The organism is Mesorhizobium sp. WSM4807 (genome assembly GCF_055811615.1).
Genome location: NZ_JBVVQY010000026.1, coordinates 17,315 through 42,443 on the forward strand (window position 1 = coordinate 17,315; position 25,129 = coordinate 42,443).

Here is a 25,129-nt window from a genome sequence, read left to right on the forward strand (position 1 = left end):
CGGATGGCGATATTGTTCTTTGGGGAGTCGGCGAGATTTCTGTGTGGCGCGTTCACCTTCGCTACTGGCGGCGCTCTGGTAGCAAGGCCGTGGGTTGATTTCTCGAAGGCCAAACGCGCCTGCAGAGTTCGGTGCATAATCTGCACCCACACAACTGGCACCAGTTTCGGTCTTTTCACTGTTCCGTGCTAGAACCGGCTGAAACGTTGTGACCCGCGCTTGCTAGAGATTTCCGCCTCGCGAAGCGCAGGATAACACCTAGCGAAGCTGCGATTGGTATCGCTAGCAAGACACCGATGAAGCCAAACAGCCACCCAAAGGCGAACAGCGCAAACATCATCCAGACTGGATTGAGGTTGACGCGACGACCGATGAGGCGCGGCGACAGCACATAGTCGGCAAGCATTTCACCAACGATGAAGACGCCCCCCACAACAGCGACAGGTGCCCAATCGGGCCAGAACTGGTCCACCGCAACGCATACGGACACCAAGATACCGGTGGCTGCCCCGAGATAGGGAACGAAACTGATGAGGCCTGCAGTGATGCCGATCAAAATGGCATGGTTGAGTCCGGTCAGCTTCAAAGCAGCGGCATAAATGACGGCAAGAACGAGGCAGATGACGACCTGACCGCGCACGAAGCCGGCAACAGTATCGTGGATTTCGCGCCCCAGCGCCCGAATATCGTCGCGGTACTCCGGAGCAAACCAGCCATCGACCGTTGCAATCATTCGATGCCAGTCAATCGCGAGATAGATGGCGATGATTGGCGTGACAACGAGCAGGGAAAGAAGGGAAATCAAGGCTCTTCCGCTCGACCATAGCGAGGTAACGACGCCGTCGAGCCATTTGCTGCCCACCGTCCTCACGACATCGACAGACGATTGCTCGATGTGAAGATTCTCACCCATGACACTACGCATCCAGGGGCCACTTGCATCGGTCGCAAGGGACTGCAGACGCGTGATGTAGCGGGGAAACTCGTCAACAAAAAATCTGAGTTCGCCAATAATTACCGGGAGCATGACCAACATTACCCCGATAATACCCACGATCAGCGGCAAGAAGACGGCTAGTGCTGCAAGGGTTCGATTGATCCCGAACCGCTCCAACCTGTCGACCGCCGGAACGAGGAGATAGGCGAGCAATGTGCCTACGACAAATGGCAGCAGGATTTCGCGCAACAGCACCAGCGCAACCAAGGCGACTGCGGAAACCCCAATCCAGAACGTAGCTGGTTGCGCAATTCTCATCGACCTTCTCCCCACATCCCGTTTCGAGCTCAACTGTCGGCCACTTGTTGATCTCGGCGCACGTGTCCTCGGATCCAATGGCGGGGCGACGGTATAGATCTTCCTTTGTCAATTCTCTATCAAGCTGGCGAAGGCGATCTCACCATCGGTAATGTAATGATTGACCTTTCCGGTCTGCAGACGTGAACCGGACTGGTGCAATACGACCTCCCCGATCACCCGCTTCGTCTTCAGCTGGGTGACTATGTAGTCTCGTTCCGCATTCGTGTCTGAATCGGTAGCGTGTGTCACTTGGAGCGTCAGCCTGGTTAGCGATAATCCGGTATCTCTGGTGCCCGCCCCGACCCACAGGACACGCTGATCGGTCGGCGGTCTATCCGTATTCAGCCAGAAGCTTGCTGCCGTGATATCGTCGCTCGAGTGGGAGAGGCTCAGCGCCCAGAAGCGGATATGATGGCGCTTGCGCGGACTGTCGTTGATGGGCTGTTGAAAACCTATGTCCTGCCTTCGTCCAAAGAGATAGAGCGTGCTGAATGGGGCAGTGGGATACGAGGAGTTGAGCAGGAACGCTCGTACCATCCACCACGAGCTTGCAACCCCCAAACGATCAGCCGTTGACCAGCCCGCTGCTGCAAATGCATCGCAGAGTTGTTGACGGGTCCCGATCAGGACTAGATTTACTGGATCGCCGGGCAAGCCGTCTCCGGTGATTGAGTATCTAGGAATGAGTCTCCGGTGCAGAACCTTAAGGCCCATTCGGACTACGTTTGGCAAAATGACATAGGCAGCAAGCCCGTAGGTAAGACCTACGGCTAGGACCCATGGAAGTCTGTGGTCCACAGTATCGAAAACGATAAAGACTATGAGCCAAACGCTGACTACTCCCAGACAGATGATGAGAAATCTCTGGAATAACCGCGTAAGTGTCCTCAAAATTCATTGTCCCGTATGGCGCCAACAACCTCGGCGTCGACTTCGCGGTTCCCGGATTCTGCCGATTGAGCATAGCCGCCGTCAGGCCATTTCTACCTCACGTTTCGTCGTCACGATATTGCTCTTTGGGGAAGTGCTATCGGCAAAGGTCTTGTTGGTCCCGAACCGCGCGGCCGGTCCATTCGTATGCAAACGTCGGTGGAAGGCCTTTTTTGGGCGCGAAACAGACGTTTGCGAATGACCGCTTTGACCGAGACCGTGTGAAAACGCGGCTGCGCGCACATCGTTCGGGACGATGGGTTCGCAGGCAGGTTTTGGATGCGGGCCGGTGGCTGGTTCTGATTAGGCGGCAATGGTCTGCATGAGTCTTTTGACGCCGAAGATGTTGATCATCAGCTTCATGTTGTAGGCGAGAACCTGCCTGGCCGACCTCAATCGCGAGCAAGTCATCAAGTTTGGCAGGAACATAATCGAAGAACAGCGTTTGGCCACTGCGGACGAAGGTCCATCCTTCCCTATAATGGCAAATCATCTGGAACCGCATTCCGACGCGCCTTCCGGGAATGAATATCGATGATTTGTATTTCCACGATCTGCGCCACGAAGGCACCAGTCGCCTGTTGGGGGCGATGGCAACCCGCGTAAAGGAACTCGGCGAGGCCTCTCGACACATACGCTGCACCCTGTTGGGTGTGTGGGTCGTGAAATAACACTCCGGTGCTGGATGAAACGGATGCCCAGAACCCGCCGCATCATTTTATTCGACATGGATTTTCAGCGCCGTGTCGCCGATTTCCCGCCATAACCTCTATTCGCGCGATCGAACCGCTGCAGACATTGCCATTCTCCGGGAATTGGCCAAGATCGGATCATGCCGCCTCCTGATCGGCGGCGCGATAAATGCCGTAGCCGACCTTGACGAGCAGACCCTCATCGCACATGCGGGCCAGATAACAGTGGGGAGTTCCAATGTCGGTTAGATCGCACGTTCGCACTTCACCCTTTTCGCGTACGAGTGCGACAGCGCGCGCTCTGAGGGATGGCTTCGGCCCGCCGGCCAATCGGGTGCGCTCAGCGCGCTCGCGGTCGCGCTTCCGAATCTTGATAGTGGGCTGTGGCGTAGTTTCGAGGGGATCGGCAGATCGTAGTTCGCAGTTTCGTTCAGCCCGGGGAGCCACTTCAGATCAAAATTGCGAACGCCGCTTACACGCGGTTGCACTCCAGAGCCGCTTTCGTACGTGGCGAAAGTCTGTAGGCCGATCCGGCCAATCCAAGCGTCCCTCGCCGATGTGCCGCTGATCCGCCCGACCCACCGCATCGACCGCAGCCGCCTATCCGGCCTGCGTCCGACATGCGACAGGCTGATCATTCGGCCCGCTCCCTTCCGGCCAGCACTGAAACCCGGTGTTAACGTCGTTCGCGGCTTAGAGGATGCGGCCGCAGCTTGAAAGTGTAGGGTACGGCTCGCTGCCAGACAGGGAGGCGAAAATGAAATTGCTTGGGATTGCGCTCTTATGCAAGGGCATGATCAGCGTAGCAATGCCGGCCGTTCGCGCTGAGGATCAGCTTGTTCCACCTAACCATGTAGAAGCGCCGGAGCCGGCAGTTCATTGCGAAGGCCAAAACTGCCTTCCACCAGCCGATAACCCTGTCGAGGAATGCAAGGGGCAGGATTGCACGCCGGCTCCGCCGGTCGACCCAGGCCCGCAGATTGAACAGGTCGACTGAACAGCATCAGCCGACAACTACGAAGGTGATCGCAGATCCGTGGAGAAGGTTGGATTTCAGGTCCTCTCCCTCGCCAGGATGTACCAATGGGACTAAAGCGCGTCGCGTTTGACCGGCCTCATGCGACGCGCTTTAGGTTTTTGTTTTTACGCATGTCGCTATCGCAAAACCGCTGCACACTTTTGCGCGACGTCGGGGAAACAAGTCCCCGGCCGCTCACATGAGTCTGCACAACAGCCGTCCGGAACGTCATGTTGCTGGGTTCCCCAGCCCTTCCACCAGCGTGCTCAAGGCCGCATCCAAGGGGGCCGATCCCACCTTCTCGGGCACCAAGAGCCCATCGATCGCAAGCATGGTCATACCGTGGACGAGTCCCCAGGCGGCTGCCGCCTGACCTTCTATCGGCCGCTTGCGAATGCTCCCCGCGGATGCGCTTTAGATGGTACCATCCCGGCGAATGGGCGCAGAAGCCGCTTTCGCCGAGAGCATATCAAACGGGAGGACTTCGCATGTGTAAGGTCTTTGCCGGGCAGGATCCGGATGGGTATCGGCTAGTCAATCGCTCAGTTCGAATAGGTGGCCATTCGACGAGCATCCAGCTCGAGGCCACTTTTTGGACGCTGTTGGACGAGATCGCCCATGGACAGGGGATGACGGCGCCAAAGTTCCTATCGACGCTTTACGACGAAGCGCTGGAGATCAACGGCCATATCCCGAACTTTGCCTCCATGCTGCGCACTACATGCGCGCTCTACTGCGCGAGAGGCGACCACTCGACGGCGAAGCCGCGGAATTGAAGAGCAAGGCAGCCTGATCCGCGGGCATTGCTCAAACGCGCCCAGTACCGGAAAATCCCGTGTAGCAGCCGCCTGCTACCAGCGACCTGAATTTTAGCGCTATGTGATATCAATGGCGAACTTTGCCGAGGCGGTGTAGGGTTCACTTCAAGAGAAGAATGAGCCGTATCGACGGCGACGCTGAGCGGATCTGGGAGGATTCATGGTCGATATCATCTCGAAGCGGGATGACCCGCGGCGCGAGGACATGCAGGTCAAACGACTGATTGAGCAGAACCGCTCGACAATCGTCCGCCTTGCCGACCAGATCAGCGGCGGCGGCTATTCAGCTTCGCGAAAGCCACGCCAGCAACCGAAGGCGGAAGGCCTGATCATCCATGTCGGTGGCGGCGCGGCACCGGTGGCCGAGGCCAAGCCGTCCATCCAGGTCACCATGAACGGCCGCGTAATTTCGAAGGATCAGAACACAGGGCGTCAACTTCATCACATCGGCGATATCCGCTACCGCGGCGGCGACGAGGTCTTCGTGCTGGCAACAAGGCAGAATGGCTTCTTCTCGCCGGTCGACGAAACCGTTGCCGAGGCGCTCGCGGACCTGGACGGGTCCCGCCTCGCTGCCACCTATACCGAAGAACAGCTTGCCTTCGACATCGGCGCGAAACTCGGCATCAACTGATCAGGCAGACGCTTGGGTGTGCTTCTTCACGTCCAACTCGCGGCAGCATACGAACGCGACAGCATACAGAAATGGCATACCTCAAAGGTTCTGTGATGACTGAATGAAACGCGAGATAGGCCCCAATCAGATGAAGATCGATGCCCTTCCGGCGCGTGCCTCGCTGGCCACCGGCCAATTGGCTCTGAGCAACATCGACTATGACGAGCGTGCCACCATGCGCGCCTGGGAAAGTTTTCTGGCTGACGAGCCCAAATGCGCCCGCGATCCTGTCCACCCAAGCCACGTTCGCTCCCTCATTCACGATTCCTGGTATCGCAGTGCCACCGGCGGCATCAACGCTCAAGGCATTGAAGCGCCGCTGAGCAGTGATCGCGACGAAATCGAATATCTGACCCGGGCCAATGCAGAACTGCTTTCGGCGGCACGGCGGTCGTTCGCCTCCCTTGGCCAGTTATTGGACGGGACCGGCGCGATGCTGGTTTTGGCCGACAGCGATGGCGTGCTGATCGACGCCATCGGCGACAAGAAGACGCTGCATGACGGCATGGATATTCACCTCGCCATCGGCGGCAAATGGAACGAGGATGCCGTCGGGACGAACGGCATCGGTACGGCGCTGTGGACCGGTGAGCCGACTTTCGTGCATGCGGCCGAGCATTTCTGCGCCGGGATCAAATCCTGGACCTGCGCCGGCGCGCCGATCCGCGACCCGCTGGACGGCAAGATCATCGGTGTCGTCGACCTGTCAGGCTATTCGCCGATCTTCAGGCCGCACAACACCGCGCTCGTCGCCGCCACAGCCCGGCAGATCGAAAAGGCATTGGCCGAACAGCAGCAGGAACAGCGCACGCGCCTGCTCGAAGCTTTCATTTCATCGGCTCCCAGCTACCGCCGAAAAGACGGGCTGGTAATCGTCGACCATCGCGGCCGCGCCATCTTCTGCAACAATGTGCCTGACGGCGAGACCACCGAGATGATGGACGGCCCGATGGAGCCAGGCCGTGGCCGCTGGCTGATGAACCTTCCGTCCTCCGGCTCCGAAGCCGACCTTGCCAGGGCGCTGCCGGCCCATCTGCGATCCTGCCATATCACCCCGCTCAAGCTCGATGGCGACCTCCGCGGCGCGGCGCTGGTGTTCCCCTCCGTGCCGGCAGTCTCCAGTGCGGCGGTGGTCCACCGGGAAGTGAACAAGCATCTTCAGGATGCTGTCGCCATGATCGTCGGCGAAAGCGAAGCGCTGCATGCCGCCGTCGATGTCGCCTGCCGCATCGCCCGGTCAAGCAGCGTAACATCGCTGTTGGTCGAAGGTGAAACAGGGGTCGGGAAAGAGCTGTTTGCGCGGCTTGTCCATGCCGGCAGCCGGCGCACGGCGAACGATCCGTTCATCGCGATGAATTGCGGGGCGATCACCAGGGACCTGTTCGGCAGCGAGTTGTTCGGCCATGTCGCCGGCGCCTTTACCGGCGCCTCGCGTGAAGGCAAACCGGGGGTTTTCGAGCTCGCCCATGGCGGCGTCCTCAGTCTCGACGAGATCGGCGAATTGCCGCTCGAGATCCAGCCGTTTCTGCTGCGTGTCCTGGAAGAGCGCGTGGTCAACCGCATTGGCGACAGCCGGGGCCGCCCGGTGGATGTGCGCCTGGTCGCCTCGACCAATCGCGATCTCAAGCACGAAATTGCGGCAGGCCGATTCCGCCGCGATCTCTACTATCGAATTGGCGCGGTTTCGATCACTGTTCCACCGCTGCGCGAGCGCGGCGAGGATGTGCTGCTGCTGATCGAACATTTCAACCAGCAGATCGCCACCGCAGCGGGCGAGGACCCGCTGGAATTTTCGCAAGAAGCGCTCGATGCCCTGCTCGCCTATCATTGGCCGGGCAATGTACGCGAACTGAAGAACCTCATCGGGCGGTTGCATGTCCTGAAGCGCGGCCGCGATGTCAGGCTTCACGACCTTCCCGAGGAGATCACCGCGTCCGGCTCTGGATCGGAAGCCGGATCGAACAGCAGTGCAGCGACCCCGCAGGACGGAGGCACGCTCGTCGAGGCGGAACGCCAGGCGATGAAAAACGCATTGGCAGCCGAAGGCGGCAACCTCAGTCGGGTCGCACGGCGGCTCGGTATCTCCCGGCCAACGCTCTATCGCAAGCTCGACCAATACGGCATCCGCCGCGGTTTCCTCTAGAGCCTGTCACCGGCACGAAAGAAGCCCGCGGCATTCGCGCCACGGGGTTGGGATAAGTCAATCACTGAAGCGGTAGCGGGGGTTAGATCAGCTCTTCACGACAGCAGCTGTCACTTTCTCGGAGACGTAGCCGAGACTGTTGCCAATGATCAGCGAAATCACCACAGCTGCCGCGACCTTGCTGATGCCGCTTGGACCCTCGCCATAGGCGGCAGCGCCAAGCAGAAAAAGTGCCGCAGTCGTTGCGTAGCCATAGACCGCTGATGGAATCGCACTCAGCAATGGCAGCTTGGCAGCGAGAATCAGGACTACGATTGAAACGCCGACGCAAATGCCGGCCGTGAGAGCCGTAACACCAATAGACGTCAGTGCTATCAATGCGCCGGCGGCGCAGATCGCTCCCCAAAGGTTTGCAAGCGCCGAATTCTTGAACCCGGCTTCCTTGCCGCCACAGTGATAGAAACTCCCCCAGCCCACAAATACCGCCCAGATCAGCAGATAGGGGTTGCCGATCGTGATCGCTGCCCACGTTGCAATGCCGCCCATAATGCCGATGACGACGGCCAGTCCTGTAATAAGATCCATATTGTCCTCCCATTTTTCCAAACTGCGAAGCAAAGAACTCGTTTCAGGACCACGCTTCGCTGACGTCCCGATACGGAAAAGCCATGGCATCAGCCGCGGCGCCCAAGAAAGAAAGGCTTGCCGGGCCGGCAAGCGAACCAAAACGTCGGGCCCGCTCCGTGCAGGCCCGACCAGACGCTTCAGGGCACGATGACGCCGCGGCCGGTGAACCGCCGGTTCTTGAAATCGTCGAGTGCGGTGTTGATGCTGGCGAGGTTGTATTCGGTGTAGTGCATCTTCACCTTGCCGTCGGCGTTGAGCTCCATCAGTTCGACAAGCTCGGTAAAATTGCCGACCAGGCTGCCGCCGATGTTGATCTCCTCGATGACGAGATGGGCAGTCGGCACATTGATATTGCCGCCATAGCCGACGACGAATAGCTGGCCGCCCTTGCGCACCATCTTCCAGCAGATGTTCTCGACGCCGAGTTCGCTGACGAAATCGATCACCACATGAGCGCCGCCGCCGGTGATCTGGCTGACCTCCTCGACGATGTTCGGCCCGCCATCAAGGACGTAGTCGGCGCCAAGATCCTTGGCCAGCACCTGTGCCGCCGGTTCGCGATCGACGGCGATGATGCGGCAACCCGAAATCGCATGCAGCGACTGCAGCGCGATGTGGCCGAGCCCGCCTATGCCGAGCAGGACGCAGTAACTCCCTGGCCTTAGCAGCTTGGCCGCCCGCTTGGCGGCGCGGTAGGCGGTGATGCCGGCGTCAGCCAAGGGCGCCACTTCGATCGGCGTGATATTGGCGTTCAGCTTGATCAGCGAGCGCTCGCTGGTGATGAAATATTCGGCGAAGCCGCCATTCATGCCAAGGCCGGGAAACTGGCCGTTGTCGCAGTACATGTCCTCGCCATGCCGGCAGTTGAGGCAGATCCCGCACGAGCGGAAGGGATGGCAGATCACGGCGTCGCCGCGCTTGACCGACTTGACGCCGCTGCCAACTTCCTCGACCCAGCCAGCATTCTCGTGACCCATGATGTAGGGCAAGAGCGTGCCTTCGGGATCCATGGTCGGCTTCCACACACCCTCGATGATATGCAGGTCGGTGCGGCAAAGGCCGGCAGCACCGACCCGCACGATCACTTCGTCGGGGGCGGTGATTGTCGGCGCCTTGACCTCTTCGATCCTGAGCTGGACATTCATTTGCGGATCGTATTCGTACAGTCTGGCAGCTTTCATCGTCGTATCCTTTCAACGTCGAGATTTGTTCCGATCGCTTTCGGATTGCTTAGGCGCGGCCGAGCTTTTCGGAGCCGCCGCCGCGAGCCGGTCCGGCCGTCGGATCCTCGTCCTCGGCGAGATGGCCAATCAGCGTTTCGGTGGTCAGGATCAGCGTCGCCACCGAAGCTGCGTTGGCGAGCGCTGTGTAGGTGACACGAACCGGATCGATGATCCCTGCCTCGAACATGTTTTGATAGCTGCCGGCAGACGCGTTGTAGCCGTAGCCGCCATTGATGCGCGTAACTTCCGCCACAACTGCTTCGGGATCGGCGCCGGCATTGGCGGCGATGCGCCAGAGTGGCCGCGACAGCACCGACCGCACCAGGCGCACGCCTTCGGCGACATCGCCGTCGACGCCAGCCGACACCTTGTCGAGCAGCGGCGCGATCTGGGCAAGCGCCGAACCACCGCCGGCGACCACGCCCTCTTCGGATGCGGCGCGTACCGCATTCAGCGAATCCTCGATGAGCTGAATGGTTCGCTTCTGCTCGACGGGTGTGACACCGCCGGCATAAAGGATCGCGGTGCCGCCAGAAAGCTTGGCCAGACGTTCGCGCAGCTTGTCCTGGTCGATGTTCGGCGGCGAAGCTTCATACTGCCGCTGCACCTGGGCGCGACGCGACGCGATTGCCGCATGATCGCCACCACCGCGGATGATCGAGGTGTAGGACGAACTGGTCTTGACCCGGTCGGCTGTTCCGAGATCGTCGGCGGTGATGTCCTCCAGCCGGCCGCCGAGGTCGCGCGCGATCACCTTGCCGCCGGTGATGATCGCCAGATCCTCCATCATCGCCTTGCGCCAATGGCCATATTCCGGCGGATGGACGACGAGGTATTTTCCAGGTCCCTGCTTGCCGAGCAGCGTCACCACAACTTCCGGCGACATTTCCTCGGACACAATAAGCAGCGGCCGACCATCCTCGTCGGCAATGCGGCGAACCGCATTCAGCGCCTCAGGCTCCTTGATCTTGAGATCGGTCATCAAGATGTAGGGTCGTTCGAGAACCGCCTCCATCTTCTCCTGGTCAGTCACCATGTGATGAGAAAGATAGCCGCGTTCGAAGGACATGCCCTCGACCACATCGAGCGTGGTCTCGGTGGTGACGCTGAAGTCCGTGGTGATGACACCTTCGGCTCCAACGCGCTGATGGGCTTCCGCCACCAGCGCGCCAAGCTTCGTGTTTGTCGCAGCGATATTGGCGACCGAAGCCAGGATGCCGTTCCCCTTTGCCGGCTTGGCCGAGGCCTTGAGCGCGGCCACCACCGCCGCAACGGCAAGGTCGATGCCCTTGCACAGATCGACGGATTTCACGCCGCGTTCATTCGCCTCTACACCGCCTTGGATGAGAGCGTTGGCGAGCACGATGGCAGTCGTGGTGCCGTCGCCGGCGACCTCGTTGGTCTGCATCGACACCTCGCGGACCACCTGCGCGCCCATGTTTTCGAAACGATCATGCAGCTCGATTTCTGAGGCGATGCTGACGCCGTCGCGGGTCACCATCGGCGTGCCGATCGGCCGGTCGATCATGGCGTTCATGCCCTTGGGGCCGAGCGTCGGCTCGACGGCAGCGGCCAGCCGAAAGACGCCACGGGCGAGAGCGCGGCGGGCGTCGGAATTGTGAAGCATTATCTTGGGCATGATTCCTCCTTCCGCCTTACGGGCGGGTTGTTGGTTAGGGGCCTCGTGCGGGGGAGGCCGTTGTTTTCAGCTCTGCTTCAGGCGGTCGGCGCGGCTCGTCCCGGCACGCGATCCATGATGAAATCGACCAGCGTCGGTTCGCCCTCGACCACATCCAGTTCCTTGTATCTGGTCTGCTTGAGCCCACGGCACAGCGCGCCGTTGAACTCCATGTTGACGCGCACACCGCGCAGTTCGGCGAGATGGGCCCCGAGCGCGGCGGGCGGTATGCGTTGTCCTTCCCAGGTCACGAAGACAGGATCATCCATCCGGCGGTCGGGGTAGCGCTCGAGCAAAGCCGCCCTGTACCTCGGCTTCTGGTTGGCCGCCTCGCCCGGTTCGAAACGGGCGACGTCGTATGCCGGCAGGTCCATGGCGAGGATTTCCCGATCTGTCAGACCGTGCTGCCTGAGGCCGCGCAGGACTGCCTCCTGGCGCCGCTTGAATGCCTTCATCCTGAAGGTTTCGCGCAAAGCGCCGAGATCCTGATCCTCGGCAAGCTCGGCGAATATATCGCTGAATGTCTTGCCGGCTTCCATGCCGCGATTGACCTCCTCCGCGAACATGTGGTCGTGCAGCTTGACGCGATAGGCCGGCGACCATGAGAGCTGGTCCAGCGCCTTGCGGACGCCGTCCAGCATCAGGAACGCGAAGTTGGGCGAGCACCAGTAGGTCGGCAGGCGGAAGTCTATCTCCACGCTGCCATCGCTCGTCATCGCGGCCCGCTCGACGAAGCCCATCTCGGTAATCGGTTCGTCGAGCTCCGGGTCGTTGACCTCACCAAGGCGCCGCCAGAGTTCGTTCTCGCGGTTGCCGGAAACGCTGGCGGTTGCCATGGCCCTACTCCGCCGCAATGCTGAAGGGCGAACCGGCGAGCGCCTTCTTCTTGGCTTCGATGTCGATGCTGTATAGGCGCGCGGCATTGAGGCCGAGGATCTTCTCCTTTATCTCGTCGGTCAGCTGCACACCGCGTTCCGCGGCGATGTCCTCGGGGATCTGGTAGGCCCAGAATTTCTCGACCAGCCAACGCGGCGTCCAGATCGCGTAGTCGGAACCGAACAGGATCTTCTCCGGCCCAATCCAGAACAGCAGTTCGGCGATGACCTCGCCAAAATAGCGCGGGCGGGAATGGATGAAGGGCAGCGCTACCGCCAGTCCGCCATAGACGTTGGTTTCCTGCGTCGCGATCCAGCAGAAATCGTCGAGACGCGGCAGGCCGCAATGCTCGATGATCCAGTTGAGGCCCTGGAAATCCGTCGCCGCGTAGTCGACGTCATGCACGTCGAACGCATCCTTGCTGAGCGGGATGATCGTCGGACCCTTGTGGACGTGGATGTTCCTGATACCGAGCTTGTCGCAGAGCTCGAAGCACTTGTAGGCATCGGGATCGGTGAGCTTCCAGCCCTTGGAAGCGCCGTTCCATTCGGCCGTGTACATCTTCACGCCCTTGACGTTGTAGGTCTCCTTGAGGAAGTGGATGTATTCGAGAGCCTTCTCACCGTCGCGGGGGTCAAAGGCACCGTTGACGATGAAACGCTCCGGATAGCGCTTGGCCACCTCGGCGTTGCGCTCGATCGTGTTGAAGCCGTCCTTGTAGAAGTCCTTGAGATAGGTCGACTGGACGATCGCCACATCATCGGGACCGTCGATGAACAGGTCGCGATAGAGATCGTCGGCGCTGTATTTCTCGAACTTGCTCTTCTCCCAAAGCTGGTCCTTGGGGCTCAGCCCGGTGTGATAGGCGTAGAAGCAATCGATGAACTGCTTGCCGTGGACATTTTTCTGGTTGTCCGGGCTGCCGTCCCAGAAATGGGTGTGGCCGTCGACCACGAAGATATCCTTGCCTTCCGGTGTCCTAAACATTCTTTCCTCCGCAAGATGGGCGTTGATCGGTTCGGCACGCCGCAACCAGGGCGGCGCGCCCGGTTTTTTTTTGGCGGCTATTCGATGTATTCGAACATCTCATCCATGTTGCCGAACAGGATCACGGTGTTGTCGTCGACGCGAACCATGCGGCCGTAGTGGGTGGAGGTGTTGACCTCGAAGGTCTCCGCTGAAATCTCACGGCCGAGATATTCACCGATCGCGTCCATCTTGAAGATCAGCTTGCCGTCACCGTCGATGCGGATCAGTGCCGGCTGGTAAGTGATGGTCACCCCCGGCTTCTGGCCCATGAATTCGGCGATGGCCCTGGCCTCGACCGAGTCATTCATGGTGACGCCGCATTGATGCGAAATCGTCTGTTCGAAGGTGATGTCCTTCATCTCCTTGAAGATGTTGGAATGCGTTGCGTCGCGTGCTGCTAGTGACATGGCATTTCTCCCTGTGTCAGCGCTTGAGGCCGAGTTCGCCGAGGATCTGGCCAATCCGTTCCTCGGATTTGGCGCGGACATCCGCGAACGCGACTGGCTTGGAATGCGGCATCGACCAGATCGGCTGCAGGCCGATGGCTGCCTTGTCGGCGAGCGCGCCGTGTTTCTTGACCCAGCCATGGAAGAGCTTCTTGTTCGTCGCGCCGTGTTTCTCATCGTTGGCGAGCAAGTGCATGAGGTCGATCGTGTTGGCGAGGTTGCGCTCGTAGTCGGCCTCGGCCGCCGAGATCACTGCAGGCGTGATGAAGTCATGGTTGGCGGCGGCGATCTGCATCAGGAACCCTGAGCGGAATGCTTCCCCGACCAGCGGTTCGAAGATGATGTTGATGGCGAAATATTGTTCGAGATAGTCGGTCGCGCCCATGATGGTCTCGACCGCTTCGCGGGTGCCTTGCCAGTTCTTGTCTTCGAGCCAGGTCTTCTTGCCGAGTTCGTCGTCCCAGCCGGAAAGGTCCATACCGATCTCGGCAAGGTAGAGCGTAATGTCCTGCGCAAGCCGGAGCTTGTAGGACGAGTTGGTCAACGTCGCGTTGTTGATCATCTGGGTGTAGCCGTAGCGCTGTGCCTGCATCAGCGAGGTGCCGAGCCCGAATTCGGCATGTTTCCACGCGCCGAGCTGCGTCTGCAGTATCTTGACCCAGGCTTTGTCGAAAGTCTTGGGCGCGCCCGATTTGCGGGCATTGTTGATGACGCTCTGCACCATCGTCTCGATCTTCGACTGACGCTGGTAGTGCGTACGCTCCCATTCCTGGTCCGGAGCGCGGAAGGCATGCCAGTTGGAGCTCTGCGCGGCGGTGTTCTGCTTGACATAGGCGCCCTTGCCGTCGGCAAAGGAGATGATCCAGTCCTGGATCAGGTAACGCTCGGGATCGGGCTGCACGTCGACCGTCATGTCCTCGTAGTGGGTCGCACGCTGGCCCTTCGGGTCGAAATACCGGTACTTCCGGCTGTCAGAGTCGGCAAAGAGCGCCGCGCCGGCGGCTCCGGATCCGACTGAACTCGAGGTAGCTGGCATAGTCTTCACTCCCTTGTTGCAGTTGTGGTTACAGTTGCGTGGCCACCCTCTTAGTGGGCCGGCGTTGCACCTGCCGATGTGGTGAATTTGTCGAAGAAGATCCGCTCCGTCTCGAACCCATTCATGAACAGAACCGGCTGAAGCGCATCGATCATTGGCGGCGGACCACAGGCATGAACATCGCCCTGCCCGTCGACCCCCAGTTGCTTGAGCTTGGCGTCGACACTCTGGTGTACGAAACCGCGCTCACCTTGCCATTCAGCGTCGTCATTCGCGTGCGACAGCACGGGAATGAAGGTGACGTCGGAATGATTGCCGACGAGTTCAGCGATCCTGTCGAGATAGAACAGGTCGTTGCGGGTGCGGGCGCCGTAGAAGAAGTAGACCGGACGTTTCTCGCCGCTCTTCAGATGGTCGTTGAGGATAGACCAGATCGGTGACATGCCCGATCCGGCCCCGACCAGGATCAGGGGTCCTTGCCGTTCGTCCCGGCGGAAACAGGTTCCGTAGGGTCCGACGACAGTGACCTGTGCTCCGACCTTGATTCCTCCGGAATCGAGTTCTCCGGAGAACTTTCCCTCAGGGTATTTTTTGATGATGAAGCAGAGTTTTTCGGTTTGGTCCGGCGTATTTGCCATGGAGAACGAGCGCGTAATCGTCTCCCCTTTTTGCGTGGTAACCGTGATGTCGACATATTGTCCCGCCCAGAACTTTATCGGCGAGCCGAGTTCGATCTCGATGCCGCGAATGTCGTGGGTCAGGTGCTCGATCCGAGCAATCCGGCCCTTGAACGTCTTCACAGCGATCGCTTTCGCCAAAATCTCCTCGTCGTAGTTGAGAAGCTCGACTTCCAGATCGGAGTAGGCGATGCAGCGGCACAAAAGGACGTGGCCGCTCTCCTTCTCCATGTCGTTTAGCGCGAAGGTCGAGTATTTGAGCATGTCGACTTCGCCGTCGAGCAACACGCTCTTGCAGGCTGAGCATTGCCCTTCCTTGCAGCCGTGCGGCAGCGCGATGCCCTGGCGGAACGCGGCGTTGAGCACCGTTTCGCCATTTTCGACATCGAATTCGACGCCGACCGGGCTAAGCCTGACCATGTGGGTTTCCGACATACGGACCTCCAGTAAGAGAAGGGGCGGGACGAACCCGCCCCTTGGCCTGATCAGTTGCAGGGATTGATCGTGAAGCCGGCCCGGTATTCCGCCAGGTGCTTCTCACGGTCCGCGGGCGACATGGCACGCAGCGCGTTGAGCGGCGATCCGAGCTTGTTGCCTCGCACGTCGTCCAGCGTCCACATCTCCGTGTCGTCGAAGCGCATATGCGGCTGCGGGACGAGCGTCTTGCCGTCAGAGCGGACGAAGTTCAGGTCCTTGATCGCATCGGCCAGATCCCAGCCGTCATAGAGCGTCTCCCACTCGCGCTTGCCGCTGAAGCGGCCCATCGCGGGCGTCGGCCGGCCCTGATACTCGTCGGCGAACGCCACGGTGGCAGTCCACTTGTCGAGTTCGTGGGCGAAGGTGTGCAGCTGGCCGTCGATCTCGCCGACAACCATATCCTCACGGATCAGGCAGGGAACGAGGCAGGACCAGCAGCGGTGCGGATAGACGTAACCGACGTCGCTGTTGAACAGCAGCACCTTCTCGCCCTTGTGGCTGAGCTTGGCGTACCATTTCCAGAAGTCGCCGAATTCGGCGTACCAGCCCGGATACTTGTGCTCGAACCACTCGAAGTCTTTGTCGGTCTGGGCTTCGATGCGCCAGAAGTTGACCGGCCAGCCGACCGCGAAGAACTGTCCGACCTTGTGGACGTAATTCTTTTTGGTAATGCGTTCCCAGGCCGCCTGGACGTCGTCGTGATGGACCTTGATGCCGTATTTCTCGAGCGGCAGCATGTAGGTGCGGTAGTAGTCCTCGTAGATCCAGCGGTGCCACATTTCCGCGTAGGACTCCTTGTTCTTGTCGCGGTTGGTGGTGCCGTATTCGATGAAGGTGCCGATGGCCGCGTCGACGATCGCGTGGTTCTGCCAGAAGGCGTAGCGAAGGTCGCGCTCGAGCAAGAGGTGATTTTCCGGCTCCTTGAGCGCCGCCATCAGCAGCGAATGGCCATTGCCGATATGCCGGCTCTCGTCGGACTGCACCGACAGGAAGACGGTCGGCAGCGCATAGTCACCGTTGCGGGCGGCTTCCGAAGGCATGGCGACGAACAGCGTGTTGGTGAAGGCGGTCTCGGCGACCACGGTCAGGTACATGCAGGCGGCGGTCATGGTGTCGCCGGTGATGAAGCCTTCCGCGAACTGCCGGCCGATAGTCGTAGCATAGCATTTTCCGAAGGCTTCCTCGGTGATGTCGAAGCCGGCCGGATCGATGTAGTTCTCCATGTACCATTTCTTCAAATTCATCTGGATCGTCGAGTGACGGAACTCGTCGATCATCTGCATGGTGAAGCCGGTCCTGAGCTCCTCGCCGGGCGCGATGCGGGCGACCATCGCCATCGACCGAGCGGCGGAGATTTCCGGGAAGGGAATGATGGCCAGGAAGAGTTTCATCCACTCGACCCAGCGCGGCTCGACGTTGCGGAACATGTCACCGCGCAACGCCGCATCGAGCGCGCCATATACGCGATTGTCCTTCTCTTCCTGCATGGGGAAATAGGACCGCAGGACCTGCTTCATCGGGTCTCGCGGCGTCTTGTTGATCTTATAGTCTGTCGGAAACGTCATCGCTTCCTGGACGTAGGAAGGATTCCAGCCGAGATCGGCAATCTTCTTGGTTGCCTCGCCCACGGAGATTCCGCGTTGCGAGGTAATCTTGTTGAGCGTCAGAGACGTCATGGTCATAAGCCTCCACCAGGTTTGAGCCGCAGGTCCCTTGACCCCGGCATGAAGCGGCGCACAGCACCGCTAGTGAGAGTGCGAACGGCACGACAAAGGGCTGCGCATTCAGGCGCGACTCATGGTTCGGCCGTTCAAGTGGATCGCGGCAAAGGTTCTAGAGGCGTCTGGCAGGGATCCTCGGCGCCAATCGCATTTGCGATGGGGCGTATCGAAGCGGACGCGACTGGTCCCTGCTTCCTCCGTTCCTTCGTTCTTTTGGCACCGCGTCAAAAAGCGCGATGGGCTTCTTATGGAGTGTACAAGGCAAGCGCCGTGCCAATTTGAAAACAGCACCCATGGCTGGCGCTCAAAACAAAATCGCCGCTCTTTCGGCATATGAGCTGATAGCCAACTGTAACGTTCTTTTACAGTTGTAACGTACGCCTGTAATATTTAGCATCTATTCGCAATTGCAACATAGTTAGTTAGCAAGTGCAGCAAATCCGACAACAAATATTATCTATTCAATTGTTACCCTTTCTCTACTATTTGACGGCGATGGCCCATGGGCGGGCGACGCGCCGGAGAGAGAACATGCCGAACAACAAAGACAGCCGAGGGCCGCACGAGCCGATGTCCAGCCAGGCCGATGGCGTCACCGGCGATCTTGTCAGGCTGATGCCCCGCGATCTGGTCTTTGTCATGCGCTTCATGGGCGAGAGCCAACATCGCCTCCAGAGCCACTTCCAGGATTTCATCCGGGCCGAGCTTGCCGCCGGCGGCGTCACCACGGAAAACCCATCCGATGATCCATCTGTTCATCGAGAACCATGCGATCTTGTTGCGCGACTTCGTGTTTTCCGGCGTTTCGCTGTCGCGTCAGTTCCGCGTCGACGAGATCGAGCACCTCACCGGCGATACGACATCGATGATCCGCGTCGACATCTGGGATCAGCTCAAGAGCCACATCGAAACGGCTGAAAAACAGTTCCATTCGCAGGCGGGCACGTTGCCCAGGTTGCTATCAGCTTTTGAAAAACCGCACGGACCGATGGCCGGAAGCGAAAAATGACAGGAGGATCCGATGGGGCAACCTGACTGGCGTGACGCGCTGCTCGCTCGCCGGCTCGATCTGATCGCCAACGTCTCCGCGCTTACTGCCGAGGCGCTGCGGCTAAATCAGAAGCGCGCCGGCATCGAGATGGATGTGTTGCGCCTGGAACTCGAAATCGGCAGGAGCGGCGCGAACGCGCAACTGGTGCAGGACTTGCATGAAGCGGAGGAGAGAGCCGCGGCAATCATGCTCGCATGTGCGGCGTGCGAGGAGCGCATCGTCGCCGCGGAAGCCGACGTCGAGGACGTCGACCGCAGCCTCGCGGCACCGGATGAGAATTACGATGGGAGCCAGCCATGAACCAGCACGCGATACAGAACCTGACCTTGTTCGACCTGCTGGCGCGGAGCTGGCGTCGCCCGTCGGCGATCGCCGATCTGCGCTTCAGCACCGATGACTCGATAGTCGCCTTTACGTGCATGGACGGAACGGTCGCAATAGCCACGGTCGCGGACCAGGAGCCGCCGGAGTCGCGGATCAGAGTGAGCGGCGATCTCGGCCAGACGACGATCCGCCCAAGGGAAAAGTTACCAGCGCCATTGATTGCCACTGCTGCATTGGGAGATGGCGATATCCCGCTCGCCAGCTACCTTCGGTCCAGCTTCCTCGTCGGAACAGCGGCCGGCGAGGCGGTGCATCTGACCGCGGACGGCAGCCTGATGGAGACGCTGGTGAAGATCGACGGACCGATCGTCGCTATCGACCACAGCCGCCAGCCGGCAATGACAGCCGTCAGCAACGGGCAGGATGTCTTCCTGTCACGCGGCCACGGCGACGCGGTGAGACTGCGACATGGTGCGGCACCGTCCACGGACGCGCTTGCCTTTTCGCCGGGTGGACGGCGCCTCGCTTATGGTCTGGAGGACGGATTATCGATTTGGATTGTCGAAGGCGACGCGACCTTGATAAGCGATATCAGTTTTTCAGCGCGCCCCGTGTCGATCCGCTGGAGTGGCGACGGCACTTGGTTGGCCTGCGGGCTCGAAACCGGAGGCTTTGCTTTGGTCAGCGTGACCGATGGCCGAGCTGACATCGTCGAAGGATTTCCATCGCCGGTCCGGACAGTATGCTGGAGCCTGCCGGAGAATGCACTGTTCACATCGGGCGCATTCCGGATCGCCGGCTGGTCAATGACCGCGCCGCCGCTTCACGGCGATGCCTCCGGCGCGTTGGAGACTGGCCGCGCCGGGCTGGTGCCGGTCGAGACAGTGGCTGCGCACCCGGAGAAGAAACTGATTGCAGCCGGCTATACCAATGGCCGGATCACCATAGCCCAGATCGGCGCGCGGGACGAACTGCTGGTCAGACCCTTGGGCGGTGAGATCGCGGCGCTTGCCTGGTCGGGTGACGGACGGCACCTGGCGGTCGGTTCGGTAGACGGCACCGCCGCGATCGTCACTTTTCCCGCGCAGATGTTCAAATAGTGGTTGCATGCAAAAGGAGGAAAAGATGCAAACGGAACCCACACCCGAGGACCATAGCAAGGACGAATTTTTCGAACGGCTCGCCAACCTGTCGGAAGAAATGGTGGCCAAGCACGGCAAGGATTTCAGTATGGGCGCATTGGTGCTCGCCGCCCGCTGGATCGCCGAAAACCGCGTCGGCCAGTTGAAAATGAACTAGGTTCGGATCGCAGGCAGTTGCTTCATAACGGCAAGGCGTTCGGAAGGAACTTACACTGCGACATGCTCTTGAATCGCCAGGCGCTTCCGCCGCTTGGGTCCGGATGTCGATTGCTAAGGCGTCACCCGCTTTGCTGCGCATGAAAGATCAGTAGCGCGGCATACAGCGGATCGTGGATACACCGACGAAGGTCGGTTGGGGTGGCCAGCCGACAAATGTCGACGACAAGATCGCCCTGTCCCCACCGCCCCTGGGAAAACTCTTGCGATTCACGCGCAAAGAAGCGGCTTTAAACCAAATCAATCTCGCGTCAGACTTTTTCATGAGGGGGAATTCGCTGGCGGGCGACGATCCTATTCATGGCCAGCTCAATCGTGCCGCTGTCGGTCTCCAGTTCGAGCAGTTCGATCAACGGCACGGCCGATAGCAGTGTGGTGTCGGCGTAAGGCTGCGGAATTAGCGTCGAGCGCCGTTGTTGCTCCGGCTACCAGCCCAAAGTGATTATCTGGGAAAGCTCGGCGATGTCGCCATAGATCATCGAACCCTTGACGAGAAAACACTTGTCACCGAGGACTTCGAAGAGTGAGCTTGACGCGCTGCAAACCGGCAGGTTCTTCGAATTGGCGTACGTCCCGAGGGGCGCGGTTTCGACCTTACGGTCCGCGGCTTCGGCATAGCCGACGCTGATCGCGAGGATAGCGATAGCAATGAGAGTCGTCTTGCTCATATTCAGCCCCTAGAGCCAGCGGGCTTCTTGGGCAGCAAAACCGGGCTGCCGTCCCTGGCCTTGCCATGGTCGCGCTATGCATCAAAGTAGCACCGGCCCATATGGGCTTCATCCATCGATTGGATGAAGCGGGCTCATCTATATTAGCCAACGCTTGACGATGCCGCTTGCCGCTCCAAAATCTTCTGCATGGCGCGGGGAATTGGCATTGGTGACGGGGTGGTGATAACGGCCACGGCGCGAAAGCAAGTCACCGAGGACGCGTCAGCGTCGCAATTCCGGGCGAAGCCACTGGATGCCCGGGCAGAGGTCACGATCGGCAGATCAAGCCCGATGCAGAGCACTTTTTAGGGTGCCCCATATGCGACCAGGACCCTCGACATGCGCGATCTTGATCACTACTCCCCGGACCGCCAGCCGCTATCCTATGGAGATACATAGGAGGCCTTGCACATGGCAAACCACCAGGTCCGAAGCACTATCACCCACATTGGCACGCTGACGTCGCGCCCGCAGGCATTTCTGATCTTTTTTGCCTATGCCGGCCTCTGGCTAATCTTCGATCGGGATAGCCTCGATTGGCACGCCATTGCGACACTGGCGACGTGGGCGATGACGTTGTTCATCCAGCGCGCCGAGCATCGCGATACGCAGGCGCTGCACGCCAAACTGGACGAACTGCTTCGCGCGGCCAGTGAGGCCGACAGCGAGACCGCGACGGTAGACAAGAAAGAACCAGAGGAAATCGAGGTCCAACGCGAGTGGAAACAGCAAGGCGATTCACCAAAGCGAACACGATGAATACCGATCGGCAGGTCACGCAGCATCGTTATCGGTCGCAACCAAATAATACCGGAAGTGATTGCGGATGTGCTCGTTGAAATATTGGCCCTTGGCAAACGCGGCTTTGAACGCGGCGATTCGCCGGCACATCCTCAACTCGTGCCGTTTGTTGCTGGCGACGAACCATACCGAGATCTCGATAGCTGGAGGCAACCGAGGGTGCACTCAACTCCATTGCTGGTGAAATAAAGATCGGCCGATCGGACCTCATTCAGATCGTGCTGCGGTTGGACACCAATGCCTATCTGCCGGTCCGGGCGACCAATGAGGAAAGCGAGACCGACGGCAGTGCACAGGGACTTCCGCGATCACCGAATTACTTGAATCGCCAGGTTCGGCAGTATCCAACGGCGGCGGACCCCAACGCCGCCGGCCTGCGCCCTACAGGCAATCTACCCCAACGCTCCCCAAATGGCGCCGGCCACCCCCGCAAACGACTGACAATCGCTCAAATAAAAGCGGGGCTGTAGGTTGCGGACCTTTCCCCTGAAGGCGTCCTTCAGCCGCCGTCAGCAGGTGCTGCCGGAGCGGGCGCGGCTGGGGCAGGTGCGGCCGGCTCTGCCGGAGCGGGCGCGGCTGGCGCTTCGACCTTGGGCGCTTCGACCGTGGGTGCTTCAACCTTGGGGGCTTCAACCTTTACATCGAGGTCCTTTCCGTCGCCCCCGCCTTGGATGTTGATAACGCCGGTGAACAACAGCAGGATCACGATTGCGATAATTGCGAGAACGATGGCGATAGCAGTGCCGCCGCCATTTCCGCCTGAGTTAACAACCGTTGGACCGTCAGCCATGGCTACCTCTCCGATCTCTGAATTATCACTGGTCGGCAAACGGGACGGGCAGCACTCGGTTCCGCCGCTGGGCTATGGTCGACAAGCGGTAAGACTGAAGTCCCTGCGTCATGGACATAGGGCTGAGGGTTGGCAACCAAGACCTTACCAATGCATTTGGTGTTGGGCTGCCAAGTAAAGTCCCTTCATCGGTGGTTCATCGGGGGCCTGCTGTATCACTCATCGGCGGGCACCCGATATGACACCCTAACGGCGGAAAGAACTGTGACTCTTATCCAGAGCAGACAGACTGTCGATGAGGTCGCAAGCCGACCCGCAAATGACAATCAAACTCCTAACCCAACAGATTTCTCGCTGGTTGATCTCGTTTCGTCGAGCGACGATGAGGTCGCTGCCCTTGTCAGGCGAACAGAGAACCTGGCCCTTGCCGTTATTATAGTAATGGCGATCTTCCTGATCTTTGCACCGGTGGTCTTCATCGCCATGAGGTATGGGATCTGAGATATCCCGCTTTAGCCCTCGTCCCAGAAATCCTGCAGCGAGGCGTGCCGAAGTTCGTCCTCGCCCCTGAGATACTCCTTCTCGCGAGGTCAGCATCAATGCCCGACGAGGCCAGATTGCGAGTGTCCCGCGCTGCCCGCTACACGCTCGGCAGCGCGCAGAGGCCGGGGCGGTTTCGTCTCCTCGATATTGTCGATGCTGGCTGCTTTGATAAGGATTCGCGCGCAGTCCATTCGCTCGACCCGGCGTGGCCCCGCTCTCCGTGCTTTGATCTAGAAAGACCCATCTGTCGAATTGGACAGGTCCTCGAATGCGCGAATTTCCTCAAGCCGTGCCTCAAGCGCCGACCTTGTCGCAGTAACGGCATCGCTACCGGCCAGGAACTGCTTTGGCGGATTGTCCATGCCGGCGATTTTCACAAGGGCGTCGCCAAGTTTGGCAGGGTCGCCGTGCTGCTTGCCGTTGTAGCCGGACCACATGGCTTTGGCGCTGCCTTCTGCAGCATAGTCGTCGATGGTGCCGCTGCCGTACCTGGCGTTTTGGTCATCGAGGAGGTCGGTGCGGAAAAAGCCCGGTGCGACGGCGGTGATCTTGATGCCGAACTGGGCGACTTCCTGAGCCACCGACTGCGAAAGGCCTTCGACGGCGAACTTGGCGGCGCTGTAGGCCCCGCAATGCTTGAAGCCCATGATTCCGGCGAGCGAACTGACGTTGATAACGTGTCCTGAGCGCTGTTTGCGCATGACGGGAAGGACCGCGCGCATGACATGAACCACGCCGTACAGATTGGTCGAAATCAACCCGTCGATTTCAGCGGTGGTCAACTCTTCGAAATTGCCGAGCAGGCTGTAACCGGCATTGTTGACCAGAACGTCGATGCGGCCGAACGCCGCCATCGCCTTATCGACGGCCGCCTTGGCCCGTATTTCATCGGCCACGTCCAACTGGACGACCGCAAGTCTGTCGCTAGCGACACCACGCAGAGCGTTACTCACCTTGTCGAGATTGCGGCCGGTCGCGACCACCCGATCGCCTGCCTTCAGTGCCGCGCTGGCGGTTGCGGCGCCGATACCGCTGCCAGCCCCTGTGATGAACCAAACTTTGCTCATGGCTAACTCCTGTCTTCGATGAACGGGAAGTTAGGTGATGTCGCGCCGGCCGATTAGACGGCATAATCGGCATGAAGTTAGAAATCACATTGATAAATGATCGGCAGTCCGCATTATGCCCTGTATCGGAGAGCGTCGACCAGAAGCGTGAAGGCGGCAGTATGCTGCCGCCGGCTTGGATAATAGAGGTGGTAGCCGGAATATGGCGGGCACCAGTCTTCCAGCACCCGGACCAGGCGGCCGTCCGCAACATGCTGGGATACCTGGCTTTCGAACGTGTACACCAAACACAAGCCATCGACTGCGGCATCCAAGAGCATCTCGTTGTCGTTAAAAATAAGCGGTCCATTGACCCGGACCTCAAGTTCGACACCGTCCTGTTCGAACTCCCAGGCGTAGAGGCCGCCCCCGGTATTCTGACGATAGCTTGCGCATCGGTGTTCGCTCAATTCGCGGGGTGTCTGCGGGGCGGGACGATTGGCAAAGTACGACGGGGATCCCACAACTGCCATCCTGACGTCTGGGCTGATCCGGACCGCCACCATGTCCTTTTGCACCTGTTCACCCATGCGGATACCGGCATCGAAGCGCTCTGCCACAATGTCGGTGAGACCTTCATCCACATGGACCTCAACCGTGATGTCGGGATAATTCGGCAGGAGTTTCGACAACACGGGCCACAGAACATTTCGGGCGGCATGCCGGAACGTGGTGATGCGGATCGTGCCTGCAGGCTTGTCGCGAAGCGCCGTGAGCGCAGCAATTTCACTGTCGATATGGTCAAACGCCGGCCGCAGGCTGCTAAGTAGCCTTTCGCCTGCCTCGGTCAGCGACAGGCTGCGCGTCGTTCGCGAGATCAATCGCACACCGATCCGTTGCTCGAGCATGCGGACCGCATAGCTGAGTGCGGATTGGGAGAGGCCGAGCTTTGCTGCCGCGCGTGTGAAGCTCCCTTCCTCAGCAACCGCGATAAAAACAGCCCATTCGCTGAAGTCGCCTCTTCTCACCTATAAACCTCATTTCTAGGTCCATGAGGATTATGGCGGATAATCAGCATGCTTGTCTCGACATATTTATTCTCCGCGCGGCCCCTGCCGGCACGAGTCAGCATTGCCGCGACC

General features: G+C 59.8%; 25 protein-coding genes. 9 read left to right on the top strand and 16 right to left on the bottom strand.

Features of this window, described 5'->3' with window-relative positions; all coding sequences use genetic code 11:
* Positions 1-175: 175 nt before the first annotated feature.
* Both AC0L3N_RS26295 and AC0L3N_RS26300 read right to left on the bottom strand, forming a co-directional pair.
* Positions 176-1,255: an AI-2E family transporter gene (locus AC0L3N_RS26295; RefSeq protein WP_473550376.1), complete on the bottom strand. Its 1,080-nt coding sequence runs from the start codon at positions 1,253-1,255 to the stop codon at positions 176-178.
* Positions 1,256-1,363: 108 nt separating this feature from the next.
* The gene (locus tag AC0L3N_RS26300) at positions 1,364-2,188 is read right to left on the bottom strand and encodes an LssY C-terminal domain-containing protein (RefSeq protein ID WP_473550378.1); all 825 of its coding nucleotides are present in this window, start codon (positions 2,186-2,188) and stop codon (positions 1,364-1,366) included.
* A gap of 2,237 nt (positions 2,189-4,425) precedes the next feature.
* Between AC0L3N_RS26300 and AC0L3N_RS26305 the strand changes: the two genes are divergently transcribed.
* From AC0L3N_RS26305 to AC0L3N_RS26315, 3 genes are all read left to right on the top strand, one after another.
* Entirely contained in the window at positions 4,426-4,713 is a 288-nt protein-coding gene (locus AC0L3N_RS26305; RefSeq protein WP_473550379.1) for a ribbon-helix-helix domain-containing protein, read from the top strand.
* 202 nt (positions 4,714-4,915) lie between these two features.
* Complete coding sequence (locus AC0L3N_RS26310) at positions 4,916-5,389, top strand: hypothetical protein (protein ID WP_473550381.1); 474 nt, start codon at positions 4,916-4,918, stop codon at positions 5,387-5,389.
* 103 nt (positions 5,390-5,492) lie between these two features.
* On the top strand, positions 5,493-7,574 hold the full coding sequence (locus tag AC0L3N_RS26315; RefSeq protein ID WP_473550382.1) for a sigma-54-dependent Fis family transcriptional regulator: 2,082 nt from the start codon (positions 5,493-5,495) through the stop codon (positions 7,572-7,574).
* A gap of 87 nt (positions 7,575-7,661) precedes the next feature.
* Here AC0L3N_RS26315 and AC0L3N_RS26320 read toward each other — a convergent pair whose 3' ends face one another.
* From AC0L3N_RS26320 to AC0L3N_RS26365, 10 genes are all read right to left on the bottom strand, one after another.
* Positions 7,662-8,249, bottom strand: coding sequence for a DUF1097 domain-containing protein (locus AC0L3N_RS26320; protein ID WP_473550384.1), 588 nt, complete (start codon positions 8,247-8,249; stop codon positions 7,662-7,664).
* A gap of 89 nt (positions 8,250-8,338) precedes the next feature.
* Complete coding sequence (locus tag AC0L3N_RS26325) at positions 8,339-9,382, bottom strand: NAD(P)-dependent alcohol dehydrogenase (protein WP_473550385.1); 1,044 nt, start codon at positions 9,380-9,382, stop codon at positions 8,339-8,341.
* Positions 9,383-9,431: 49 nt separating this feature from the next.
* Positions 9,432-11,063 carry a chaperonin GroEL gene (gene groEL, locus AC0L3N_RS26330; RefSeq protein ID WP_473550387.1) on the bottom strand — a complete coding sequence of 544 codons (1,632 nt, stop codon included), beginning with the start codon at positions 11,061-11,063 and terminating at the stop codon, positions 9,432-9,434.
* A gap of 77 nt (positions 11,064-11,140) precedes the next feature.
* Entirely contained in the window at positions 11,141-11,938 is a 798-nt protein-coding gene (locus AC0L3N_RS26335; protein WP_473550388.1) for an iron-sulfur cluster assembly protein, read from the bottom strand.
* Positions 11,939-11,942: 4 nt separating this feature from the next.
* Positions 11,943-12,965, bottom strand: coding sequence for an amidohydrolase family protein (locus AC0L3N_RS26340; RefSeq protein ID WP_123150763.1), 1,023 nt, complete (start codon positions 12,963-12,965; stop codon positions 11,943-11,945).
* A gap of 77 nt (positions 12,966-13,042) precedes the next feature.
* Positions 13,043-13,414, bottom strand: a complete 372-nt coding sequence (locus tag AC0L3N_RS26345; protein ID WP_006206781.1) for an MmoB/DmpM family protein — start codon at positions 13,412-13,414, stop codon at positions 13,043-13,045.
* A gap of 16 nt (positions 13,415-13,430) precedes the next feature.
* The gene (locus tag AC0L3N_RS26350; RefSeq protein WP_473550390.1) at positions 13,431-14,489 is read right to left on the bottom strand and encodes an aromatic/alkene monooxygenase hydroxylase subunit beta; all 1,059 of its coding nucleotides are present in this window, start codon (positions 14,487-14,489) and stop codon (positions 13,431-13,433) included.
* 50 nt (positions 14,490-14,539) lie between these two features.
* Positions 14,540-15,601 carry a 2Fe-2S iron-sulfur cluster-binding protein gene (locus AC0L3N_RS26355; protein WP_473550391.1) on the bottom strand — a complete coding sequence of 354 codons (1,062 nt, stop codon included), beginning with the start codon at positions 15,599-15,601 and terminating at the stop codon, positions 14,540-14,542.
* Between the two features lie 50 nt (positions 15,602-15,651).
* The gene (locus AC0L3N_RS26360; protein WP_206072795.1) at positions 15,652-17,325 is read right to left on the bottom strand and encodes an aromatic/alkene/methane monooxygenase hydroxylase/oxygenase subunit alpha; all 1,674 of its coding nucleotides are present in this window, start codon (positions 17,323-17,325) and stop codon (positions 15,652-15,654) included.
* Between the two features lie 507 nt (positions 17,326-17,832).
* A complete protein-coding gene (locus AC0L3N_RS26365) occupies positions 17,833-18,123 on the bottom strand; it encodes a hypothetical protein (RefSeq protein WP_473550393.1) in 291 nt (96 codons plus the stop codon).
* Between AC0L3N_RS26365 and AC0L3N_RS26370 the strand changes: the two genes are divergently transcribed.
* Genes AC0L3N_RS26370 through AC0L3N_RS26385 form a run of 4 tightly spaced genes read left to right on the top strand, consistent with a single transcriptional unit; the run spans position 18,107 to position 20,038 of the window.
* Complete coding sequence (locus AC0L3N_RS26370) at positions 18,107-18,373, top strand: hypothetical protein (protein ID WP_473550394.1); 267 nt, start codon at positions 18,107-18,109, stop codon at positions 18,371-18,373. The two genes, AC0L3N_RS26365 and AC0L3N_RS26370, sit on opposite strands and share 17 nt — an antisense overlap.
* Before the next feature lie 12 nt (positions 18,374-18,385).
* A complete protein-coding gene (locus AC0L3N_RS26375; RefSeq protein ID WP_123150593.1) occupies positions 18,386-18,715 on the top strand; it encodes a hypothetical protein in 330 nt (109 codons plus the stop codon).
* Positions 18,712-19,839: a WD40 repeat domain-containing protein gene (locus AC0L3N_RS26380; protein WP_473550396.1), complete on the top strand. Its 1,128-nt coding sequence runs from the start codon at positions 18,712-18,714 to the stop codon at positions 19,837-19,839. The genes AC0L3N_RS26375 and AC0L3N_RS26380 overlap by 4 nt, the downstream gene beginning before the upstream one ends.
* A gap of 25 nt (positions 19,840-19,864) precedes the next feature.
* Positions 19,865-20,038, top strand: coding sequence for a hypothetical protein (locus AC0L3N_RS26385; protein ID WP_473550397.1), 174 nt, complete (start codon positions 19,865-19,867; stop codon positions 20,036-20,038).
* Positions 20,039-20,522: 484 nt separating this feature from the next.
* Here the strand turns inward: AC0L3N_RS26385 and AC0L3N_RS26390 are convergent, their stop codons facing one another.
* Entirely contained in the window at positions 20,523-20,765 is a 243-nt protein-coding gene (locus tag AC0L3N_RS26390; protein ID WP_123150590.1) for a hypothetical protein, read from the bottom strand.
* A 453-nt stretch (positions 20,766-21,218) separates the two neighbouring features.
* Between AC0L3N_RS26390 and AC0L3N_RS26395 the strand changes: the two genes are divergently transcribed.
* Positions 21,219-21,566 (top strand): low affinity iron permease family protein, encoded by a 348-nt coding sequence (locus AC0L3N_RS26395; RefSeq protein WP_123150589.1) that lies wholly within the window; start codon positions 21,219-21,221, stop codon positions 21,564-21,566.
* A gap of 541 nt (positions 21,567-22,107) precedes the next feature.
* On the opposite strand, the gene AC0L3N_RS26400 is transcribed toward AC0L3N_RS26395, so the two are convergent.
* Positions 22,108-22,398 (bottom strand): hypothetical protein, encoded by a 291-nt coding sequence (locus tag AC0L3N_RS26400; protein ID WP_473550398.1) that lies wholly within the window; start codon positions 22,396-22,398, stop codon positions 22,108-22,110.
* 264 nt (positions 22,399-22,662) lie between these two features.
* On the opposite strand from AC0L3N_RS26400, the gene AC0L3N_RS26405 reads away from it, so the two are divergent.
* Entirely contained in the window at positions 22,663-22,899 is a 237-nt protein-coding gene (locus tag AC0L3N_RS26405; protein ID WP_473550401.1) for a hypothetical protein, read from the top strand.
* 272 nt (positions 22,900-23,171) lie between these two features.
* Here AC0L3N_RS26405 and AC0L3N_RS26410 read toward each other — a convergent pair whose 3' ends face one another.
* Together AC0L3N_RS26410 and AC0L3N_RS26415 are read right to left on the bottom strand one after the other, a co-directional pair.
* Positions 23,172-24,008 carry an SDR family NAD(P)-dependent oxidoreductase gene (locus AC0L3N_RS26410; protein ID WP_473550402.1) on the bottom strand — a complete coding sequence of 279 codons (837 nt, stop codon included), beginning with the start codon at positions 24,006-24,008 and terminating at the stop codon, positions 23,172-23,174.
* Positions 24,009-24,121: 113 nt separating this feature from the next.
* Complete coding sequence (locus AC0L3N_RS26415; protein WP_473550404.1) at positions 24,122-25,015, bottom strand: LysR family transcriptional regulator; 894 nt, start codon at positions 25,013-25,015, stop codon at positions 24,122-24,124.
* Positions 25,016-25,129 lie beyond the last annotated feature (114 nt).

Coding starts and splice junctions, on each gene's coding strand:
- AC0L3N_RS26400 (WP_473550398.1), bottom strand. CDS start 22,398: ATGGCTGACGGTCCAACGGTTGTTAACTCAGGCGGAAATGGCGGCGGC.
- AC0L3N_RS26355 (WP_473550391.1), bottom strand. CDS start 15,601: ATGTCGGAAACCCACATGGTCAGGCTTAGCCCGGTCGGCGTCGAATTC.
- AC0L3N_RS26305 (WP_473550379.1), top strand. CDS start 4,426: ATGTGTAAGGTCTTTGCCGGGCAGGATCCGGATGGGTATCGGCTAGTC.
- AC0L3N_RS26410 (WP_473550402.1), bottom strand. CDS start 24,008: ATGAGCAAAGTTTGGTTCATCACAGGGGCTGGCAGCGGTATCGGCGCC.
- AC0L3N_RS26370 (WP_473550394.1), top strand. CDS start 18,107: ATGATCCATCTGTTCATCGAGAACCATGCGATCTTGTTGCGCGACTTC.
- AC0L3N_RS26345 (WP_006206781.1), bottom strand. CDS start 13,414: ATGTCACTAGCAGCACGCGACGCAACGCATTCCAACATCTTCAAGGAG.
- AC0L3N_RS26335 (WP_473550388.1), bottom strand. CDS start 11,938: ATGGCAACCGCCAGCGTTTCCGGCAACCGCGAGAACGAACTCTGGCGG.
- AC0L3N_RS26315 (WP_473550382.1), top strand. CDS start 5,493: ATGAAACGCGAGATAGGCCCCAATCAGATGAAGATCGATGCCCTTCCG.
- AC0L3N_RS26325 (WP_473550385.1), bottom strand. CDS start 9,382: ATGAAAGCTGCCAGACTGTACGAATACGATCCGCAAATGAATGTCCAG.
- AC0L3N_RS26340 (WP_123150763.1), bottom strand. CDS start 12,965: ATGTTTAGGACACCGGAAGGCAAGGATATCTTCGTGGTCGACGGCCAC.
- AC0L3N_RS26365 (WP_473550393.1), bottom strand. CDS start 18,123: ATGAACAGATGGATCATCGGATGGGTTTTCCGTGGTGACGCCGCCGGC.
- groEL (WP_473550387.1), bottom strand. CDS start 11,063: ATGCCCAAGATAATGCTTCACAATTCCGACGCCCGCCGCGCTCTCGCC.
- AC0L3N_RS26380 (WP_473550396.1), top strand. CDS start 18,712: ATGAACCAGCACGCGATACAGAACCTGACCTTGTTCGACCTGCTGGCG.
- AC0L3N_RS26360 (WP_206072795.1), bottom strand. CDS start 17,325: ATGACCATGACGTCTCTGACGCTCAACAAGATTACCTCGCAACGCGGA.
- AC0L3N_RS26385 (WP_473550397.1), top strand. CDS start 19,865: ATGCAAACGGAACCCACACCCGAGGACCATAGCAAGGACGAATTTTTC.
- AC0L3N_RS26375 (WP_123150593.1), top strand. CDS start 18,386: ATGGGGCAACCTGACTGGCGTGACGCGCTGCTCGCTCGCCGGCTCGAT.
- AC0L3N_RS26310 (WP_473550381.1), top strand. CDS start 4,916: ATGGTCGATATCATCTCGAAGCGGGATGACCCGCGGCGCGAGGACATG.
- AC0L3N_RS26295 (WP_473550376.1), bottom strand. CDS start 1,255: ATGAGAATTGCGCAACCAGCTACGTTCTGGATTGGGGTTTCCGCAGTC.
- AC0L3N_RS26320 (WP_473550384.1), bottom strand. CDS start 8,249: ATGCCATGGCTTTTCCGTATCGGGACGTCAGCGAAGCGTGGTCCTGAA.
- AC0L3N_RS26395 (WP_123150589.1), top strand. CDS start 21,219: ATGGCAAACCACCAGGTCCGAAGCACTATCACCCACATTGGCACGCTG.
- AC0L3N_RS26350 (WP_473550390.1), bottom strand. CDS start 14,489: ATGCCAGCTACCTCGAGTTCAGTCGGATCCGGAGCCGCCGGCGCGGCG.
- AC0L3N_RS26390 (WP_123150590.1), bottom strand. CDS start 20,765: ATGAGCAAGACGACTCTCATTGCTATCGCTATCCTCGCGATCAGCGTC.